At 62.2% G+C, this 13,940-nt stretch carries 13 protein-coding genes; 5 read left to right on the forward strand and 8 right to left on the reverse strand.

Translation table 11 applies throughout. From position 1 onward, the window contains the following. The 4 genes from NKH78_RS06690 to NKH78_RS06705 all read right to left on the reverse strand — a co-directional run bounded on the left by NKH78_RS06690 (position 1) and on the right by NKH78_RS06705 (position 3,027). The gene (locus tag NKH78_RS06690) at positions 1–777 is read right to left on the reverse strand and encodes a carboxymuconolactone decarboxylase family protein (RefSeq protein ID WP_502899781.1); all 777 of its coding nucleotides are present in this window, start codon (positions 775–777) and stop codon (positions 1–3) included. Between the two features lie 26 nt (positions 778–803). Next, positions 804–1,337: a (R)-mandelonitrile lyase gene (locus NKH78_RS06695; protein WP_352882367.1), complete on the reverse strand. Its 534-nt coding sequence runs from the start codon at positions 1,335–1,337 to the stop codon at positions 804–806. Between the two features lie 28 nt (positions 1,338–1,365). Then, positions 1,366–1,836, reverse strand: coding sequence for a cyclophilin-like fold protein (locus NKH78_RS06700; protein ID WP_352736731.1), 471 nt, complete (start codon positions 1,834–1,836; stop codon positions 1,366–1,368). Between the two features lie 75 nt (positions 1,837–1,911). Further along, on the reverse strand, positions 1,912–3,027 hold the full coding sequence (locus tag NKH78_RS06705) for an alpha/beta hydrolase (protein WP_352736733.1): 1,116 nt from the start codon (positions 3,025–3,027) through the stop codon (positions 1,912–1,914). A gap of 394 nt (positions 3,028–3,421) precedes the next feature. On the opposite strand from NKH78_RS06705, the gene NKH78_RS06710 reads away from it, so the two are divergent. Beyond that, positions 3,422–4,315: a LysR family transcriptional regulator gene (locus NKH78_RS06710; RefSeq protein ID WP_352736735.1), complete on the forward strand. Its 894-nt coding sequence runs from the start codon at positions 3,422–3,424 to the stop codon at positions 4,313–4,315. 671 nt (positions 4,316–4,986) lie between these two features. On the opposite strand, the gene NKH78_RS06715 is transcribed toward NKH78_RS06710, so the two are convergent. Both NKH78_RS06715 and NKH78_RS06720 read right to left on the reverse strand, forming a co-directional pair. After that, the gene (locus NKH78_RS06715; RefSeq protein WP_352736737.1) at positions 4,987–6,129 is read right to left on the reverse strand and encodes an alpha-hydroxy acid oxidase; all 1,143 of its coding nucleotides are present in this window, start codon (positions 6,127–6,129) and stop codon (positions 4,987–4,989) included. 68 nt (positions 6,130–6,197) lie between these two features. Then, positions 6,198–7,226 (reverse strand): LacI family DNA-binding transcriptional regulator, encoded by a 1,029-nt coding sequence (locus tag NKH78_RS06720; protein WP_352882548.1) that lies wholly within the window; start codon positions 7,224–7,226, stop codon positions 6,198–6,200. Positions 7,227–7,765: 539 nt separating this feature from the next. Between NKH78_RS06720 and NKH78_RS06725 the strand changes: the two genes are divergently transcribed. From NKH78_RS06725 to NKH78_RS06740, 4 genes are all read left to right on the forward strand, one after another. Further along, entirely contained in the window at positions 7,766–8,728 is a 963-nt protein-coding gene (locus tag NKH78_RS06725; protein WP_254815899.1) for a sugar-binding protein, read from the forward strand. Positions 8,729–8,840: 112 nt separating this feature from the next. After that, positions 8,841–10,385: a sugar ABC transporter ATP-binding protein gene (locus NKH78_RS06730; RefSeq protein WP_352506000.1), complete on the forward strand. Its 1,545-nt coding sequence runs from the start codon at positions 8,841–8,843 to the stop codon at positions 10,383–10,385. Between the two features lie 23 nt (positions 10,386–10,408). Beyond that, positions 10,409–11,404, forward strand: coding sequence for an ABC transporter permease (locus tag NKH78_RS06735; RefSeq protein WP_254815901.1), 996 nt, complete (start codon positions 10,409–10,411; stop codon positions 11,402–11,404). A gap of 111 nt (positions 11,405–11,515) precedes the next feature. Beyond that, positions 11,516–12,046: a DUF2231 domain-containing protein gene (locus tag NKH78_RS06740; protein WP_352505999.1), complete on the forward strand. Its 531-nt coding sequence runs from the start codon at positions 11,516–11,518 to the stop codon at positions 12,044–12,046. An 89-nt stretch (positions 12,047–12,135) separates the two neighbouring features. Here NKH78_RS06740 and phnN read toward each other — a convergent pair whose 3' ends face one another. Then, positions 12,136–12,765 (reverse strand): phosphonate metabolism protein/1,5-bisphosphokinase (PRPP-forming) PhnN, encoded by a 630-nt coding sequence (gene phnN, locus NKH78_RS06745; RefSeq protein WP_352736739.1) that lies wholly within the window; start codon positions 12,763–12,765, stop codon positions 12,136–12,138. Then, positions 12,762–13,901, reverse strand: coding sequence for an alpha-D-ribose 1-methylphosphonate 5-triphosphate diphosphatase (locus tag NKH78_RS06750; RefSeq protein WP_352882375.1), 1,140 nt, complete (start codon positions 13,899–13,901; stop codon positions 12,762–12,764). The genes phnN and NKH78_RS06750 overlap by 4 nt, the downstream gene beginning before the upstream one ends. Positions 13,902–13,940: the final 39 nt, after the last annotated feature.

Below are 13,940 nucleotides of genomic sequence, written 5' to 3' on the forward strand. Positions count from 1 at the left end.
TCAGTTGGCGGAGCGCTTCTCGAACACGGAGCGCGCAACGGCGGCTGCCGAGAAAGCGTTCGGCCATCCGGCGTAGTACGCGAGATGGCTGATGGCTTCGGAGGCTTCCATGCGCATCAGTCCATTATCCATCGCCCGGTTGAGGTGGTAGGGAATCTGCTCGACCTGGCCGGCCGAGATCAGGGCGCTGACCGTCACCAGACTGCGATCGCGCGGGGCGAGATCGGGCCGCAGCCACAGGTCGCGAAACAATACGACGGTCGTATCCCTCACCAATCCCGGCGATGCCGGTCCTGTGCCTTGCGCGACGCGGGCGGCGCGATCGGCCTCGGCTTTTTCGTCCAGCGGCAGGAAATCAACCATGGCCTTGGGGAGCTGGTCGGGTCCGACACCGCGCGCCGCGAACACCTCCTTCGTGATGCCCGTCGCGGCAACCGCATTGCCCCAGCCGGCATAGAAGGCGAGATGCGTGATAATCTCTGAGATTTCGGCCGGCTTCACCCCATTGTCGAGTGCGAGATGCACCTGCTCCGGCAGGAGAATGTCCTGGTTGCGCGTGATCACGGCAGCGACAGTGACGATGCTGCGATCCCGCAGCGACAGGCCCGGCCTCTTCCAGAGGCCATTTGCAAGCTTCTCATCGGCGTAGCGCTCAAGCGCGGGCGAAACCGTTCGCACGTCCTCGCGGGACAGGCTGCCGGTCTGCGATCCGGCCTGCGCGGCGGCATCGACGGCTCCCATGGAAAGAGCGAGAGCCAGAACGGTCGAGGTTTTCATGATGAAGCCTTTCGTTCAGTATCCCGTCAGCGGTATTGCTCGTCGGAAACAGGTTCGAACCAGTCGACGCTCTTGCCGTCCCGCATGTAGCTCAAGGCGATATGCGCCATGGGGCTGATCGCGGTCGCTCCATGCCAGTGCTTCACGCCGGCCGGAATCCAGACCACATCGCCAGGATTGATGCCTCGCCGCTCCTTGCCCTCTTCCTGCACCCAGCCTTGACCGCCCGTGATGATAAGCATCTGGCCTGCCGGATGGCTGTGCCAGACCGTCCGCGCGCCGGGCGCGAAGTTCACAAGTCCGGTGCTCGCCCGCGTCATGTCGGTAGGCGGATAGAGCGGACTGATGACCGCCTGCCCGGTGAAGTTGTCCGCCGTTCCGATCACGGCCGGCGTGCTGCCGTTCGTGCGGATTTCGATGGTCTCGGCCTCGGCCGGCATTAAGCCGGCGGTGCTGATTGCAGCGGCAGCGAGAATCTTCTTCATGTTCGTCTCCTTCTGCGTTTGCAGCTTCTTGCTGTTCCCGGTGAATGATGCGGGTTTTTCCGACACCCGCGGCATTGTCCTGATGCGCAGCGGCCTTCCAGGTTCAGGAAAGCATTTCGACGTGCAGCGGATGTTCTCCGCGCATCAGAAGCGGCGCAGGTCCCTGGTCTAGTCGCCCGAGCCGGATCAGGCCGCGCGACCAGCGATAGGGACCATGAAACATCGCGAGATTGCCCCAGGGGGCGTAGTAGCAAAGATCGCCAGCCGCCTCGTTCCCGAAGCGACCGTTGCCTTCCTCGGTGAGCTTGCGCGGCAGATAGGCGATCTTCTCGTTGGACGAATAGTCGTCGATCGTCAGGTCCAGCGGCAGCATCGAGACCAGGTCGTGCGCGGAAGGATTGTTCTCCAGCGTCGCCGTGAAATCCTGATCTGCAAAAACAAATCTCAGGCGCATCGGGGCTCCTTTCGTACCCGGGGTTGTGGAGGTCTGAGAGTGCACCGAAGAGGGAAGCGCGAAGCTGACAGCGCCTGCCAGCAAGGTGCGGCGTGAAAGCCATGTGGCGTCGCGTGTCATTTAAGGTCTCCCAATCGGTGCGGCCATATCCATTGTTCCGGCACACGGCCGCACCCTTCGACGAATACGGCCTTGTTAAGCTGCCAGATGCTGACCGAAGAAGCTGGTAAGCCTGTCGAACGGAATCAGGTCCACACGGTCGTAGAGATCGACGTGACCGGCGCCCTGGACCCAGACCAGTTCCTTCGGCTCGGCTGCCAGTCTGTAGGCTTCCTCACTGAACTCCTTCGAATGCGCCTGATCGCCGCTGATGAACAGCATTGGGCGCGGCGAGATCGTCTCGATGTCGTTGAACGGGTAGAAGTTCATGAATTTGACATTGCTGGTCAGCGTCGGCTTGGTCGTTATCTGGTCGGAGACACCCGCCGGGGTAAACTCTCCGCGGGGTGTCCGATAGAAATCGTAGAACTCACGCTGGATGGGATGCGTCGACGCGGTCAGTTCGAGATCGGTTCCGCCCGTATACTGGATCTGGCCGCCTTCGAATTCGGAGTAGCGCTGCTCGGCGGCGGCCGCGATGATCTGCTTGCGTTGCTCGACGCTTAGCGAGTGATTGAGTGCGTTTCGGTTCGCCGCGCCCATGTCATACATGCTTACCGTGGCAATGGCGCGCATGCGTGGGTCGATCTTGGCGGCGCTGATGACGAAGCTGCCGCTGCCGCAGACACCAATCGCGCCAATGCGGTTGCGGTCCACGAACGCGCGTGTCCCGAGGAAGTCCACCGCCGCGCTGAATGCCTCGGCATAGACATCCGGTGAAACGATCTGTCGGGCTTCGCCCTCGCTCTCGCCCCAGAATGGCAGATCGATCGCCATGGCGATGAAGCCCCGCTCGGCCATCTTGGTGGCATAGAGCGTCGCGCTTTGCTCTTTCACCGCGCCCATTGGATGGCCGACGACGATGGCCGGATGACGTGCATTGCGGTCAAGGTCCTTGGGAACGAGCAGATTCCCCGCGACATTCATCTGGTATTGGCTCTTGAAGGTGACTTTCTGCAGCGTCACCTGATCGCTCGTATAGAAATTGTTTGCACCGTTGGACATGTCTTGAGCCTTTGCGAAGGTTAGGTTTCCAAGTGACATCGCGCCGAATGCGGCGATGCCTGTTCCGGTCAGCTTCATCAACTCACGCCGGTGAATGTTTCGGGCCGGGGCTTTCTGGTTTGTTGCGTCAGGGATGTTCGTAGGCATCTATGATCTCCTGCAAGGTTAGAGTGGATTTGAGATTGGCCGATCCTGCTGGTCATTCAGGCTTGAGCAGACGCGGCCCATTGCCGGCCAGAATCACGCTGCCGACGAACGCGGCGAAGATTGACATGCCAGCCAGCAGCAGCCCGCCGACCACGGCACCGAGCAGTGGTGATGACCATGCTCGCAGCCACCGCGAAGAGGCCGCTGATCGAAATCGCCTGTCCGGTTGCTACCTGCATCTGCTGTGGCGGCGATCGCCATATGGTTCGGTCCCGCTGAATTGTTGCAGTGCAAACCTAGTGGTTTTGCCATAAAACGATTACCCGTCGAAATTGGCATGAACTAATCGACCACATCGAATAATCTGTTGCGAGATGGCAAACGAAGGAAGCTCATGGCCAGAACCGATCTCAACCAATTGACGTGGTTTCAGGCCGTCGCAGAAGAGCGCAGCTTCACCAAGGCAGCGGCAAAGCTCGGCGTCGCGCAATCGACGCTCAGTCACACGATCAAGCAGCTCGAAACACGCATGGGCATACGCCTTCTGACCCGCACGACGCGTAATGTCGCGACGACCGTTGCGGGCGAAAGGCTGCTACAGACGATCGCTCCGCGCATTGGTGAAATCGAAGACGAGATCGCAGCGCTGATGGCGTTCCGCGAAAAGCCGTCAGGCTCGATCAGGTTGACCCTGTCCGACCACGCGCTCGAAAGCGTGGTCTGGCCGAAGCTTAAGCCGGTCCTCAGCGCCTATCCCGACATCGGCGTCGAACTGATCCTGGACAGCACCTTCCGCAACATCGTCGAGGAAGGCTTTGACGCCGGTGTCCGGCTTGGAGAGAGCGTCGAGAAAGACATGATCGCGGTCCGCATCGGCCCGGACTGGCGATTGGTGGCCGTGGCTTCGCCGCGATACTTCGCGGCGCACGGTGTGCCTGTGCATCCGCAGGATCTGGTCCGGCACATCTGCATCAACATGCGCCACGAAACCGCCGGCGGTCTGTACGCATGGGAGTTCGAGAAGGATGGACAGGCGCTGCGTGTCCGTGTGGACGGTCAACTTACCTTCAACAACACCTACGCCATGATCGACGCCGCGGTGAGTGGCTATGGTATCGCCTATGTTCCCGAGAACATCGTGGAGCGGCACGTCGCCTCAGGGTTGCTGGTGCAGGTCCTCGACGACTGGTCGCCCTTCTTCGATGGCTATTTCCTCTATTATCCTAGCCGCCGCCAAAACCTTCCTGCGTTCAAGATTATTGTGGACGCATTGCGGCATCGGGAATGAAGCGACAGGATCTAAACCCGCGCGATTGGCTCACGCCCCATTTGGGAGTGTTCTAGAGGCAATAGGCAGAGTTCTCATCATCGCCCCGATGCGGCGCCATTAAACTCATGCCCACCCCGGGAACATAGGTAACAGAATCTATCGCCTGCGGCCGGAAGATTGCGAGGAGTGAGCGCCATCCCTGCCAAAAGAGCGGTGTCGGCTGAAGCTGCTCAGTCGGCCTGCTTGACCTCCGGACCTGGTTCAGTTGGCGGAACTGGCGTGCAATCTTGGCCGGTGCATTCCTGCACAGGATCGTTCGCCGGCGGGAGACAATTTTGGCCTTCACAATGAACGGGCGGCTGCGCTGTTGCGGCTTTATTGTTTGGCGGCACAGGCCGATCCTCAGCGTGAACGGCCGGCATTCCAAGGTCGATCATGGCCGTGCACAAGAGCGCAATCCGAAGCAAATTCATTTTCGCCTCCGCACCTGACAGCGAGACGCAGACTATACCTTCGAACTGCGGCCAACATCCTGTCACTCCCGAACGGCGTTAACAGCGCGTTACACGCAGCGGCAGCTTGAGGGCGGACATACGGATGCTGTTTCCGGCGAGGCCGTCTTCGAAACGGGCGGCAGGTTGGTATAGGGTTCGCACTTCGAAAAGCTTATGCTGTGCTTCCCGGCTCCCTCACCTAAACCGCACATTTTCCCTGGAAAGCTCTGCCACCGACCTGCATCCCATCAGCCGCATGCCGCGTTCGATCTCGGTTCGCATCAGGCCGAGCGCCCGTTCGACGCCGGCCTGTCCGGCGGCTGCCAACGGGAACAGATAATACCGCCCGACGCCGACGGCCTTGGCGCCCAACGACAGGGCTTTCAGCACATGCGTGCCGCGCTGGACGCCGCTGTCGATGATCACGTCTATCTTGTCGCCCACCGCGTCGACGATCTCGGACAGCTGGTCGAAGGGGCTGCGCGAGCCGTCCAGCTGCCTGCCGCCATGATTTGACAGAACGATGCCGGTGCAGCCGATGTCGACCGCCTTTCTGGCATCGGCGACGCTCATGATCCCCTTCAGGCAGAACTGGCCGTTCCAGAAGCGGACCATGTCTTCGACATCCTTCCAATCCAGCGACGGGTCGAGGATCTCCGTGAAATAGCGGCTGATGGAAAGCGCTCCGCCGCCGAGATCGATATGGCCGTCCAACTGCGGCAGGCTGAACTTTTCGTGGGTCAAATAGTCGATAGCCCATCTCGGCTTGATCGCGAACTGCATCATGCCGCCGAGCGTAAGCCGAAAGGGGATAGAAAAGCCGGTCCGCAGGTCACGCTCGCGGTTTCCGCCGGTGACGCTGTCGACGGTCAGCATCATCACCTCGACGCCCGACGCCTTAGCGCGCTCCATCATGGCGCGGTTCAGGCCGCGATCTCTGTGGAAATAGAACTGATAGACCTGCGGCGTCCTGTGCTTGCGCACTTCCTCCAGGCTAACCGTGCCGAGCGACGAGACGCCGAACATCGTGCCGAACTTCTCCGCCGCCGCGGCGACGGCGCGCTCGCCGCTATGGTGAAACAGCCGCTGGAGAGCCGTCGGCGAACAATAGACCGGCATCGCCAGCTTCTGGCCCATGACGGTGACCGACATGTCGACCTGTCCAACGCCGGCAAGGACGTTAGGGACGAGATCGCAGTCCTCGAAAGCCGCCGTGTTGCGCCGCAGCGTCGTCTCGTCGTCCGCGCCGCCATCGATATAGTTGAAGATTGGGCCTGGCAGGCGCTGTTCTGCCAGCCGGCGGAAGTCCTGAAAATTATAGCAGCTTTGCAATCTCATGAAATCAATCGGGTATATGGCGGGCCTGATGTCAAGCCTGTGCACTGTCGATCGCCGGCGCGCTCGCCTCAGCCCGCCACGGCGCCAACCGACTCCCGCTCGACCAGCGGGCATTCGAGCTTGGTTACGGGATAGCGGCTCCGGCCGCGACCGGGAGCAGCGGGGACTTCCAACTGCTCGATCGCCCATTGTCCCATCGCCATATGCGGCAGGATCGACGTCGTCAGCGGCGGGAACAGATGCCGCGCGATCTCCTCGTCGTCATAGCCGACCACCGAAATATCTCCGGGGATGTGCAGGCCGGCCTCCTTCAGCGCCTCGTAGCAGCCGATCGCGGTCCGGTCGTTCTGGCAGAAGATGGCGGTCGGCCGGTCCTTCAGCGCCAAGAGCTTGACGGTCGCGGCATAGCCGGCGCTCGCTGACCAATCGCCTTCGACGACCAGCTCCGGGTCGAACGGGATGTCGGCCGTCGCCAGCGCCCGGCGGTAACCTTTCAGCCGGTCCTGGGCCGCCTGCATCCAGGGCTCGCCGGTGATGGTGGCGATGCGGCGATGGCCATAGCTGATCAGGTGCCGGGTCGAGCTCTGGCCGCCGGCGATCTCGCTCGGCACCACGGCGGGAAAGGCATAGTCGGCGGTGTAGCAGTTGAGCAGGATGACCGGAATGTCGAGGCCGTAGAGATAGTCCGGCGCGACGATCTCGCGGGTGAAGATGGTCATGTAGATCAGCGCCGAAATGCCCCGCTTGGTCAGTGCCGCGATGGCCCGGGGCTCCATCACCTCGTCGCCCAGGGTCTGCGCCACCAACACGACATTGCCGGCGTTCCACGAGGCTTGCCGCGCCCCTTCAATGGCGACGACCGCCTCCGGGCTGGTCGCCAACTGGTCGACGGCGAAGCCGATCACGCCATCCAGCCCGTCGAATGCGGCAACCGGGGCTCGCAAAGCAGAAAACACCGGCGGCGAATAGCCCAGTGCTCGCGCCGTCTCGATCACCCGCTCTCGGGTTTGCTGCGACAGCCTGATGCCCGGCGTGTTGTTGAGCACGAACGAAACCGTCGCCTGCGAACAGCCGGCGACCCTGGCGATGTCGGTCATGGTAACGCGGCCCTTGGGGTTTTTCCCGGACAGCTTGCGCCGCCTGGTACCCTCAAGGACGGGATCACGCAATGGTTCGTTCATGTCATTGGTCCCTCGAATCTCGCATTTATAGGGCGAAGCCCCGCTAATAGATATAATCGAACCTCTTGGGCGATGTAGTCCCCGGTTCAAAACGGTTGCTGGGGAGGCCTCTCTCCTTCGTGGCGAGAATCTCGACCAAACTAATACTCTTTACTAATATCCGGCATCCCTATAACGTCAATCCATCATGCCCGGACGACATCGGACCGCGCATGTTCGGAACGCAAGCCAGCCTGGTATCGGACGGTTCCCGTCAGCCGAAGCTTGCCTGCCGCTCCGGGAAATGTCAGACAAATCGGACTATTTACGAACGGCGAATGAGTCTCTAAAGTCGACGATCGCGGCTGGAATGGCGTCGTTCTTCGCTGCCGGAAACCCTTGAGGAGGAGGGCGTCCAAGCCGCGCCGGCACGTTCATCATCAGCGAAATTACTGAGTCAAAATGGGAGGTTAAATATGAAATCTGTGATACGAAATGCGTCCGTCGCCGCTGCGGCCCTGCTGCTCGGCCTGTCCGCCAGCGCAATTGCGCGGGCCGACGACAAGCCGACACTGGCCTTCGTCGTCAACGGCGCTTCCGATTTCTGGAAGGCGGCGGAAGCCGGCGTCAAGAAGGCTCAAGCCGAACTGCCCAACTACAATCTGGAACTCAAATATCCGGAGCAGTCCTCGGTCGCCATCCAGCAGCGCCTGATGGACGATCTGGTGACGGCCGGCGTGAAGGCGATCATGGTCTCGGCCGTCGATCCCAAGACGTCGACCGACGGGCTGAACAAGATCGCCTCGGAAACGGCGTTGTTCACCACCGACAGCGACGCGCCGCAGACCAAGCGTGTCGCCTATATCGGCTCGTCCAATGTCGATGCCGGCAAGCAGGCGGCAGAGATCGCCAAGAAGGCAATGCCTGACGGCGGCAAGTGCCTCGGCTTCGTCGGCCTGCTCGGCGCCGACAACGCCAAGGAGCGCATCCAGGGCATGAAGGAAGGTCTCGCCGGCACCAAGATCGAATTGGTCGACGTGCGTGGCGACGACATCGATCAGGCTCGCGCCAAGAAGAACGTCGAGGACGCGCTGGTCGCCAGCCCCGACGTCACCTGCATGGTCGGCTTCTATTCCTACAACACGCCGCGCATCTATGAAGCGCTGCGCGATGCCGGCAAGCTCGGCCAGATCACCGTCGTCGGCTTCGACGACGATCCGATCACGCTGGGCGGCGTCAAGGAAGGCACCGTCGCCGCCACCGTCGTGCAGCAGCCCTTCGAATGGGCCTATCAGGGCATGAAGCTGATGGCTGCCTATCTCGAGGGCGACAAGTCGGGCATTCCCGCCGACGGCCTGATCATCATCCCGACCAAGATCATCGGCAAGGACGATGTCGACGCCTACGCCGCCAGCCTCAAGGCGATGTCTGGAAACTGAGCGAATTAGGTTGCGCCGGCTCAAGGTTCGCCTTGAGCCGGCGTTCTATTGACGGGCCTCGCGAGGCTCGTCAGTCTGAGACCAAACGGCTCACCGGCTGCTGTCAGGCGTGATGAATTATTCCGACCCATCCATCGTTGCATCTGCGGACGCTCCGTTCCTGAGTCTCGACGGTGTGCGCAAGACCTATCCCGGCGTCGTTGCGCTGGACGGGTTCTCGATGGAGGTCAGGCCCGGCGAGGTCATCGGCCTGGTCGGCGAAAACGGCGCCGGCAAATCGACGCTGATGAAGATCCTCGGTGGCGTGACCAGGCCGGACACAGGCACCATCACCGTCGATGGCGTCGCCCATGACGGGCTGACTGTCGAGGCCAGCATCGGCTCGGGCATCGCTTTCGTCCACCAGGAACTCAACCTGTTCGAAAACCTCGACGTGGCCGCCAATATCTTCTTCGGCCGCGAACCGCTGCGCGCCGGGCCGCTCAAGCTCGTCGACCGCGCCAGGCTGCGAGCGCAGGCGGCGCCGCTGCTCAAACGCGTGGGCGCCAATTTCTCGGCCGATACGCCGGTGTCGGCGCTGTCGCTGGCGCAGCAGCAAATGGTCGAGATCGCCAAGGCGCTGTCGATCAAGGCACGGCTGGTTATCCTCGACGAACCGACCTCGAGCCTGCCGATCGCCGAAACCGACAAGCTGCTCGGTGTCATCAAGGCGCTGAAGGCAGACGGCATCAGTGTCATTTTCATCTCGCACCGCCTTCACGAGGTCGAGCGCGTCGCCGACCGCGTCGTCGTGCTCAGGGACGGAATGCTCGCCGGAACCTTGCCGAAGAGCGCCATCAATCACGACCAGATGGTCAAGCTGATGATCGGCCGCATGCTCAAGGAGCGCGAGAAGGCCGCAGAATCGGCGCGCCCGCCTGGCTCTGTCGCGCTGTCGGTCAAGGCCATTCGCACCGCCGCCTATCCTGACCGCCCCGTCGACCTCGACGTCAGGCATGGCGAAATCCTCGGCCTGGCCGGTCTCGTCGGCTCCGGCCGGACGGAACTGGCGCGCGTGCTGTTCGGCATCGACAGGAGCTTTGGCGGCTCGTTCCAGCTTGACGCAAAAGATCTGGTTCTTGGTTCGGCCGCCGACGCAGTGGCCAACGGTATTTTCCTCGTCCCGGAAGACCGCAAGCTGACTGGCATCCTGCTCGACCTGTCGATTGCCCAGAACATCTCGCTGCCCAATCTGCCGGCGCATTCGCGGCGCTCGCTGGTCTCGGCCAGCGCCGAGGCCGCCACCGCCGAAAAACAGAAGACCGATCTCGGCATCAGGGCGCCCTCCGTGCAGACGCGCACCGGCACGCTGTCGGGCGGCAACCAGCAAAAGGTCGTGCTGGCCAAATGGCTGGCGATGAAGCCGAAGGTGATGATCCTCGATGAGCCGACACGCGGTATCGATATCGGCGCCAAGGCCGAGATCTACGGGCTGATGCGGGCGCTGGCCGATGCCGGGGTCGCCGTGCTGATGATCTCCAGCGACATGGAGGAGGTGATCGGCGTTTCCGACCGCATTGCCGTCATGCATGAGGGCCAGATCTCCGGCATTCTCGACAAGGACCGGTTCAGCCAGGAAAACGTGCTGCTGCTGGCGGTCGGCAAGCAGCCGAAGTAATTCGCAGGCGTTGGGAGAAGACGATGAGCAAGAAAGATCTCGGCCTGCTGATCCTGATCCTGGTGGTCGGCGCGGTGGTGGCGATCATCAACCCGCGCTTCCTGCTGCCGATCAATCTCGCCAACACCTCGAACCTGATCGGGCTGTTCGGCATCCTGTCGATTGGCCAAGCCTTCGTCATCATCACCGGCGGCATCGAATTGTCGGTCGGCTCGGTGGTTGCGCTACTCGGTACGCTTTTCATCGATTTCATCGCCGTGCGGGAGATGGAGTGGCCGCTGGCCTTCGTGCTGATCATCGCGCTCGGCGCCATCATCGGCCTGATGCATGGCTGGCTGATCACCCGGCTGAAGTTGCAGCCGTTTGTCGTCACTCTCTGCGGCCTGCTGATCTATCGCGGCGTGGCGCGCTTCTACACTGCCGACGGCACCGCCGGCTTTGCCTTTGGGCAGAACTTCCCGGAACTCGAATTCCTGACGGCGGGGCGGTCCTGGGGCGTGCCGAACAGTTTCATCGCGCTGATCGTCATCGCCGTCGTCATGTGGGTGGTGCTGCACCGTTCGGTATTCGGGCGCTATCTCTACGCCATCGGCAAGAACGAGGAAGCGGCAAAATATTCCGGCATCCGCACCGGCCGCATCGTCATAGCCGCCTATGTCATCTGCGGCGTGCTGACGGCGCTGTCGGCTATCTATTTCGCCATGTACACACGCTCGATCTCGCCGGCGAGCCACGGCCAGTTCTACGAACTCTACGCCATCGCGGCAGCGGTGCTCGGCGGCTTCTCGCTGCGCGGCGGCGAAGGCTCGCTGATCGGCGTCCTGCTCGGCACGGTGCTGCTGCAGGAGCTGCAGAACCTCGTCAACCTGCTCGGCATCCCGTCCTCGCTCAACTTCGCCGTCATGGGCGGGGTGATCCTCATCGGCGTGCTGGTCGACCAGCAATGGGGCGTGTTCAGGGCGCGGCGGCGGATGCTGGAAGCTACCCGTAAGGGCGTGGCGGGTGCTGCCGCGGAATGACGCAAAAATAGCTGGATGAAATGCGCCGACTGCCATTGGCAGGCATCTCTCCATTTGGAACGAAACCCGTATCGAAGCGTTTATTTAAGCTTTGCTATGCGGAGGCGTCCCATGCCCACGAATCCAGTAAGTACCGCAAAGGTCGGAACTCACCCTCTCCACCCGATGCTGATACCTTTTCCTGTCGCGTTTCTTGTCGGTGCCTTTGTCACCGACCTGGTTTTCTGGGGAACTGCCGATGCTTTCTGGGCACGGGCATCGATGTGGCTGATCGGGGCAGCCATCGTAATGGCCCTTCTCGCCGCGACAGCCGGTTTTATCGACTTCCTCAACGAGCCGCGCATTCGCGCCTTGTCGGACGCCTGGTATCACATGCTGGGCAACCTGACCGCGGTCGTTGTGGCACTGATCAATTTTTATCTTCGCTATGCCCAAGGCGCCGAAGCCGCGGTCCGCCCATGGGGTGTGCTCTTGTCGTTCATAGTGGTCTGCATACTGCTGTTCACCGGCTGGAAGGGCTGGGAAATGGTGTATCGCCATCACGTTGCAGTTCTGGATACACCGGCGGATGCGCCAGTGAAGCCTTCGATAACCACTGCCGCGGATACTCGTCACGCTGGTCGGGACCGGCACGCCGCATGAGGCCATAATCCCGAAAAGGGGGTACCGGCTTCCAAAGATATTGGTTAGACAAGTAGCGCCCATACCGAATGCATCGGATGGGCGCTACTTTAGATAAGGCCCGACATGTCGGAGAAGGCCATGGCCTTGCGCAGCACCTCGGCGAAGCGCTCGCCGGCGGCTTCACGAGGGCCGCTATTGTCGATCGAGGTGACACCCGGTCCGGACAGCGCCACATTGGCACTGCGCGCCAGCCGTGCCAGAACTTCGCCGCGCGACTCGCGACCGCGCAATGCCAGCCGCTCGGCCAGGATATCCGGTGTAGCCGTGATCTCGACGACAGCCAGATTGGCGTAGCGCTCCCGCAGCGCAGGGATGATCGCGCGCGAGACGTTGGCGATCGCGACACGGCCGTTGGAGACCGACCAGTCGACTTCGGCCGGGATGCCGTAGTGCAGGCCATGCGCCTCCCAGGAAATGGCGAAGGCGCCATCCGCTTCGGCCTCGACAAAGGCAGCATCGGCGAGCGTATCGTGATCCTCGGTGGCCGCATCGCTCGGCCGGGTGATCACCCGGCGCACGAACTCCAGCCGGCTCTCGCGGGCAAACACCGCGCGCGCATAGCCGATCACCGTGTCCTTGCCGGCACCGCTCGGCCCGACGACGGCGACGAAGACACCGTCGCGGATCGGAAATCCCGCGGCGGACAATTCACGCTCGACCGATGCCGACACCATCATGCGACCCGGCGTCCCTGCCGCCAGACCGTGCGGACGACCGGGACATGGTCGTCGACGCGCACGCGAACCAGATCGGCGCGCCGGCCGGGCTCGATGACACCGCGATCGGTGAGGCCGACCGCCTCGGCCGGGTTCTTCGAAACCATGGCCACAGCCTGCGGCAGCGAGATACCTTCGACCACGTCGCCGAGGAAGAAGGCCGACTGGATCAGGCTGAACGGAATGTAGTCCGATGACAGTATATCGAGCAGGCCGTCGCCGGCCAGCGTGCGGGCCGAGACATTGCCCGAATGCGAAGCGCCGCGCATGACGTTCGGCGCGCCCATCAATACGCCGAGCCCTGCCTTTTTCGAAGCCCTCGCTGCCTCCTCGGTGGTCGGGAACTCGGCGACGCGCACACCTTGCTCGATCGCGTCGTCGACATGGCCGACGGTCGCGTCGTCATGGCTGGCGAGCACGATGCCGCGCTCATGACAAGCCGCGGCGATGAAGCTGCGGTTCGGGCTCGAGTTCCTCGCCGATTCAGCCATCCGCTTTTCGCAGAATTTCTGGAAATCGCGGTCCGTAAGCTTCAGCTTGCGCTGATAGTAGTAGGCGTAGGTCTCGAGATCGACGAATTGCCGCTGTCCCGGCGCATGGTCCATCAGCGACGCCAGCCTGACCCGCTCGTCACCGTCGAAATTGGCGAAGGCTGGAAGGCAGTCCGGCGCCGAAACCTCGCAGCGCAGATGGATGAAATGGTCGGCCCTGAGCCGGTCCTGCTGGACACTGTCCTCGATCGCGTCGGCCAGTTTGCGTATGTCGGCAGCCGTCAGGTCCGCATCCTCGTCCATGCCGACGCGCAAGGCGTCGAGCACGGTGGTGATGCCGGCGGTCGCCACCTGCGCGTCATGGGCGAGCACCGCGGCGATCGGGTTCCAGCGCACTTTCGGCCGTGGCGCGTAATGGCCTTCGAGATGATCGGTGTGGAGCTCGACCAGGCCAGGGATGATGAAGTCGCCGCCCATGTCCTCGCCGCTGCGGCCGGGTCCGGCATCAATGGCGGCGATCATGCCGTCGCGCAGCACGATCGACCCTTGGACGATCTGATCGGCGAGCACGATGCGGGCGTTGTCAAGAACAGTCTCGGCGGTCATTTCAAGCAGTCCTTGCAGGATTTTGCAGCCAACTGGAAC

The organism is Mesorhizobium sp. M0910 (assembly GCF_040319465.1).
Taxonomy (GTDB): domain Bacteria; phylum Pseudomonadota; class Alphaproteobacteria; order Rhizobiales; family Rhizobiaceae; genus Mesorhizobium.

What these genes read in the sequence shown, in the direction of transcription:
- NKH78_RS06690 (WP_502899781.1), bottom strand. Translation starts at nt 777, where the DNA reads ATGAAAACCTCGACCGTTCTGGCTCTCGCTCTTTCCATGGGAGCCGTC.
- NKH78_RS06695 (WP_352882367.1), bottom strand. Translation starts at nt 1,337, where the DNA reads ATGCCGCGGGTGTCGGAAAAACCCGCATCATTCACCGGGAACAGCAAG.
- NKH78_RS06700 (WP_352736731.1), bottom strand. Translation starts at nt 1,836, where the DNA reads ATGACACGCGACGCCACATGGCTTTCACGCCGCACCTTGCTGGCAGGC.
- NKH78_RS06705 (WP_352736733.1), bottom strand. Translation starts at nt 3,027, where the DNA reads ATGCCTACGAACATCCCTGACGCAACAAACCAGAAAGCCCCGGCCCGA.
- NKH78_RS06710 (WP_352736735.1), top strand. Translation starts at nt 3,422, where the DNA reads ATGGCCAGAACCGATCTCAACCAATTGACGTGGTTTCAGGCCGTCGCA.
- NKH78_RS06715 (WP_352736737.1), bottom strand. Translation starts at nt 6,129, where the DNA reads ATGAGATTGCAAAGCTGCTATAATTTTCAGGACTTCCGCCGGCTGGCA.
- NKH78_RS06720 (WP_352882548.1), bottom strand. Translation starts at nt 7,226, where the DNA reads ATGACCGACATCGCCAGGGTCGCCGGCTGTTCGCAGGCGACGGTTTCG.
- NKH78_RS06725 (WP_254815899.1), top strand. Translation starts at nt 7,766, where the DNA reads ATGAAATCTGTGATACGAAATGCGTCCGTCGCCGCTGCGGCCCTGCTG.
- NKH78_RS06730 (WP_352506000.1), top strand. Translation starts at nt 8,841, where the DNA reads ATGAATTATTCCGACCCATCCATCGTTGCATCTGCGGACGCTCCGTTC.
- NKH78_RS06735 (WP_254815901.1), top strand. Translation starts at nt 10,409, where the DNA reads ATGAGCAAGAAAGATCTCGGCCTGCTGATCCTGATCCTGGTGGTCGGC.
- NKH78_RS06740 (WP_352505999.1), top strand. Translation starts at nt 11,516, where the DNA reads ATGCCCACGAATCCAGTAAGTACCGCAAAGGTCGGAACTCACCCTCTC.
- phnN (WP_352736739.1), bottom strand. Translation starts at nt 12,765, where the DNA reads ATGATGGTGTCGGCATCGGTCGAGCGTGAATTGTCCGCCGCGGGATTT.
- NKH78_RS06750 (WP_352882375.1), bottom strand. Translation starts at nt 13,901, where the DNA reads ATGACCGCCGAGACTGTTCTTGACAACGCCCGCATCGTGCTCGCCGAT.